Origin of the sequence: Phyllobacterium sp. (assembly GCF_037994425.1) — a bacterium.
Lineage (GTDB): Bacteria > Pseudomonadota > Alphaproteobacteria > Rhizobiales > Rhizobiaceae > Phyllobacterium.
The window spans coordinates 1-4,021 of sequence record NZ_JBBNAM010000301.1 but is presented as its reverse complement, the minus strand read 5'-3'; the positions used below and the strand labels follow the sequence as shown (position 1 = coordinate 4,021).

General features: G+C 59.5%; 4 protein-coding genes and 1 pseudogene. 4 read left to right on the top strand and 1 reads right to left on the bottom strand.

Annotation, left to right across the window (positions count from 1 at the left end; all coding sequences use genetic code 11):
- From AAAB35_RS20600 to AAAB35_RS20585, 4 genes and pseudogenes are all read left to right on the top strand, one after another.
- Positions 1-243, top strand: a pseudogene (locus tag AAAB35_RS20600) (S-methyl-5-thioribose-1-phosphate isomerase); the annotation flags it as partial.
- Positions 244-246: 3 nt separating this feature from the next.
- Positions 247-1,182 (top strand): 1-deoxy-D-xylulose-5-phosphate synthase N-terminal domain-containing protein, encoded by a 936-nt coding sequence (locus tag AAAB35_RS20595; RefSeq protein WP_340670140.1) that lies wholly within the window; start codon positions 247-249, stop codon positions 1,180-1,182.
- A 2-nt stretch (positions 1,183-1,184) separates the two neighbouring features.
- Positions 1,185-2,186 (top strand): transketolase C-terminal domain-containing protein, encoded by a 1,002-nt coding sequence (locus AAAB35_RS20590; RefSeq protein WP_112667031.1) that lies wholly within the window; start codon positions 1,185-1,187, stop codon positions 2,184-2,186.
- Positions 2,186-3,322, top strand: a complete 1,137-nt coding sequence (locus AAAB35_RS20585; RefSeq protein WP_112824891.1) for a RuBisCO large subunit C-terminal-like domain-containing protein — start codon at positions 2,186-2,188, stop codon at positions 3,320-3,322. Before AAAB35_RS20590 ends, AAAB35_RS20585 begins: the two co-directional genes overlap by 1 nt.
- A gap of 84 nt (positions 3,323-3,406) precedes the next feature.
- Here AAAB35_RS20585 and AAAB35_RS20580 read toward each other — a convergent pair.
- On the bottom strand, positions 3,407-4,021 hold a 615-nt coding region (locus AAAB35_RS20580), incomplete at its 5' end, for an adenylate/guanylate cyclase domain-containing protein (protein WP_340670138.1).

Below are 4,021 nucleotides of genomic sequence, written 5' to 3'. Positions count from 1 at the left end.
GTGCATGACGGTGTACGCGAAATCCCGATCGAGGAACGTAGCGGCGACGAGGTCACCTTCGTGCAAGGACGTGGTGCGGGCGGCGAAATTGCGAGCGTACGGGTTTCACCGGAAGGAAGCCCCGCAGCCAATCCTGCTTTCGACGTTACTCCGGCGCGTCTGATCACTGGCCTTATCACCGAACGCGGCATTGCAGAAGCATCGCCCGCCGGCTTGAAGGCGCTTTTTCCCGAACGGAGATAACTTATGACCATCGCGAACAGGCAGAGGACGGAGGATGTCGCCGCCGGCATTCGCAGGCGTGTCTTCATGCACACGATGCGCAACAACGGTGGCTACCTCAGCCAGGCCTGTTCCGCGGCCGAGAGTCTGGCGTTCCTTTATAACGAAGCGCTCGTCCTTGGCGAACCGACGCTGCCGAAGACCCCTCTGCCCTTCGCGGGCGTGCCGTCGTCCAAAAATCCCGACGCGTTTACCGGCGCCGGCTATCATGGCGCCTTTGCTCCGGAATACGACCGCTTCATTGTCTCGCCCGCCCACTATGCGCTGGTCATATATTCGGCCTTGATTCAGGTCGGCCGAATGGACGAGAACGCGCTTGATCATTTCAATCGGGACGGAGGGTCAGTCGAAATGATCGGCGCCGAGCACAGCCCAGGCATGGAAGTGACAACCGGATCGCTTGCGCAAGGGCTATCGATGGCATCGGGCATAGCCTGGGCGCGCAAGCGCCGCGGCGAACCAGGCAAGGTCTGGGTCTACATGTCGGATGGCGAATTCCAGGAGGGGCAGACGTGGGAATGCCTGACGGCAATGAGCTATCACGGCATCGACAACATCCGCGTCGTCGTCGATGTCAATGGGCAGCAATGCGATGGGGCGATGTCCTCGGTTCTTGATCTCGGCGACCTGCCGGCGCGCATCGCTTCCTTCGGCGCTACCTGTCGATCGATTGACGGACATGATCTGCAGGCATTTCGGGCTGCAGCCAATAGCTCAGAAGCACGCAGGCCTCTGGTCATCCTTGCCAATACATCGCCCTACGAGGGCATGCCGTTCCTGAAGAAGCGCTTCCCTCGCCTTCACTACGTCCGTTTCAAATCGGCAGAAGAGCGCGAGGAAATGCAGACGGCAATCGGAGCCGAGCTTCGCGTCGATCCCGCTGAAATCGCGAGGGCCTGATCATGGTCGAAATTGTCAACCGCCCCTATGCCAGAGCCTTCGAGGACTTCGCTTCCTCTCGCCCGGAAGTGCTTTGCCTGTCCGCCGATCTGACATCATCCTGCGAAATCGACGGCTTTCGCGATCGCTATCCCGATCAGTTTCTGTCGCTCGGCATGGCAGAACAGAACATGTTGTCTTTTGCCGGCGGCCTTGCAATGCAGGGTTTCCGACCCTTTGTCCATACCTTCTCCGTCTTTCTCTATCGCCGCCCTTACGACCAACTGATCAACTCCATCGCTTACTCCAACCGCAAGGTTCGAATGATGGGTTTCCTGCCCGGAATTACGACACCGGGCGGCATCACCCATCAGGCGATCGAGGACATATCGGTCATGCGCGCCATCCCGAACATGACGGTCCTCGAAACCGGCGATGCCACCGAAGTGGAGAGCGTTCTTGAGGTGGCAGACAGCATCGATGGCCCGGTGTACGTCCGAGTTCTGCGCGGCGAAGTCCCGCGGCTTTTTTCGACACCTTTCGAATTCAACCGACTGCGGACGCTGAGCGAGGGAGGCGATATCCTCGTCGTCTCTTCGGGCGTGTGCACCGAAGAGGCCTTACGTGCTGCCGGGCCGCTGAAAAACCGCGGGATCGGCATTCACCACCTGCATGCCTCGACGCTGAAGCCATTTGATCGCGACGGCCTGCTAAAGGCGGCACGCGGCAAGAAAGGTATAGTCACGCTCGAGAACCACACAATCAATGGCGGGCTCGGATCGCTGGTCGCCGAAATTCTTGCCGAGGAAGGGCTTGGCATCCGCCTTCGCCGACTGGGACTGGAAGACACCTTCGCGCATGGCGCCTCCAAACCCTATCTCATGAAGAAGTACGGGCTCGATGCCAGCGCACTGACGCAGGCGGTCGGCAATCTGCTGGGGCGCGCCCTCGACATAGCCGATCCTGAGTTCGAAGCGGCCCGCCTCGACACGGTTCATTCGGTACAGAAGGCAGAGGCGCTCTAATGGCATCGCGTTTTTCCGTCAGCTACTGGCTCGAGGCCACCGGCGAAAAGGAAGCGCGAGCGCAAGCCTTGGATATCGCAGTCGAACAGACGGTGGAAATCCCAAGAGAGATCGTGCCGCGTGGCTACGTTGAGGACGAGATTCTCGGCCGGTTGGAAAACCTGAAATCCGCCGGCGCCGAGCGCGGCGGCTTCCTGGCGGAAATCTCCTACAGCGAGGACGATGTTGGTGGCGATTTCCTGCAGCTTCTGAACATCGTCTTTGGCAACTCCTCGATCAAAACCGGTACGCGCGTCGAATCTCTGCAGCTGTCGGACGGCTTGCGCAAGCTTTGCCCTGGACCACGTTTCGGCGCTGCCGGATTGCGCGCTCGAACAGAGGTCACTTCTGGTCCGCTTATCATGTCGGCGATCAAACCCGTGGGTCTATCGACGTCGGAACTCGCGGATCTCACTCACCGCTTTGCCTTGGGTGGCACGCATCTTATCAAGGACGACCACGGGCTCGTTGATCAGCCGACCTCACCTTATCCTGAGCGCCTTAAGGCCTGCGTCGAAGCCGTTGCCGAGGCAAATGCCAGCACCGGATTTCAATGCGCGTACGTGCCCAACATCACAGGACCGGCGTCGCAGATCTTCGAGCGGGCCTTCTTGGCAAAGGAAGCGGGCGCGGGTGCGGTTATGCTGGCACCGTCACTCGTCGGCTTTGACGTGTCCCGTGCGCTTGCCGCCGACCCCGGTTTCTGTCTGCCGATCATCTCGCATCCGACTTTTGCCGGCGCCAATGTCATCACGCCAACGACGGGTTTTTCGCACCGCTTTTACTTCGGAACGCTGCAAAGGCTCATGGGTGTCGATGCGGTCGTGTTTCCGAATTTCGGCGGGCGGTTCGGCTTCTCGCGCGAAGAGTGTCTGTCCATCCTCCAGGGTTGCACGGAGGATCTTGGTGAGCTGAAGCCCATTTTTCCTGCGCCTGGAGGCGGCATGACGTTCGAGCGGATACCCGACATGCAGCAGGTTTACGGGAACCATGTGATTTATCTGATCGGCGGCGCGCTTTTGCGCGAGAGCGATCTCGCATCCGCGTGCCGGGCGTTGCGAGCGCGCATCGCTGACCTATCTCTCCCGGCCAACTAAAGCCCTCCGCTGCACACGCCTCCGCGAGACCGCTCACAGGGCAAACTCCGTGTCGATCAGATGGCCGAGATCGCCATCGTCCAACTAGTCGTCGACCCGCCGCGCACACTCGCTTTGGACAATTGAGTAATAGAGACGAAGCGATGGAAAGGCCGCGGTGAGCGTCTCAAACATGGCATCGAGGGGAAGCAACGTTCTATTGTACTTAGCGGCCAGGAAAGCTTTATGCACTTCCACCTGCTCCGCGCTTGCGTCCTCAACAATCGTATACACAGGCGACGGCGTCGTTCGTCCCTTCACGACGATTTGGTCGAGCTCCATCACGTTATAAAACCCGCCTACGAGACGTGCAGTTTCCTCCCCAAGCAAGATAGCAACGCCGTAGTTTTTTGACGCCCCTTCAAGGCGCGAGGCAAGATTGACGGAATCCCCAAGGCAGGAATAGTCGAAACGCCGGCTCGAGCCCATGTTGCCGACGACACATTCGCCTGTATTGATCCCAACGCCCATCTTGAGAACATGCTGTGGTGACCCGCTTGCTCGCGCTTCTATCTCGAGGTCCTTGTTGAGCCTCCCGATGGCCGTCTGCATTGCAATCGATGCCTGAACAGCGTGGAGCGCGTGCTCAGGGTCATCGAGGGGAGCGTTCCAGAATGCCATGATGCAGTCGCCCATGTACTTATCGATTGTCCCTCCGTG

Excerpts from the sequence above, each read along its gene's own strand:
- AAAB35_RS20585 (WP_112824891.1), top strand. The coding sequence starts at position 2,186 with ATGGCATCGCGTTTTTCCGTCAGCTACTGGCTCGAGGCCACCGGCGAA.
- AAAB35_RS20595 (WP_340670140.1), top strand. The coding sequence starts at position 247 with ATGACCATCGCGAACAGGCAGAGGACGGAGGATGTCGCCGCCGGCATT.
- AAAB35_RS20590 (WP_112667031.1), top strand. The coding sequence starts at position 1,185 with ATGGTCGAAATTGTCAACCGCCCCTATGCCAGAGCCTTCGAGGACTTC.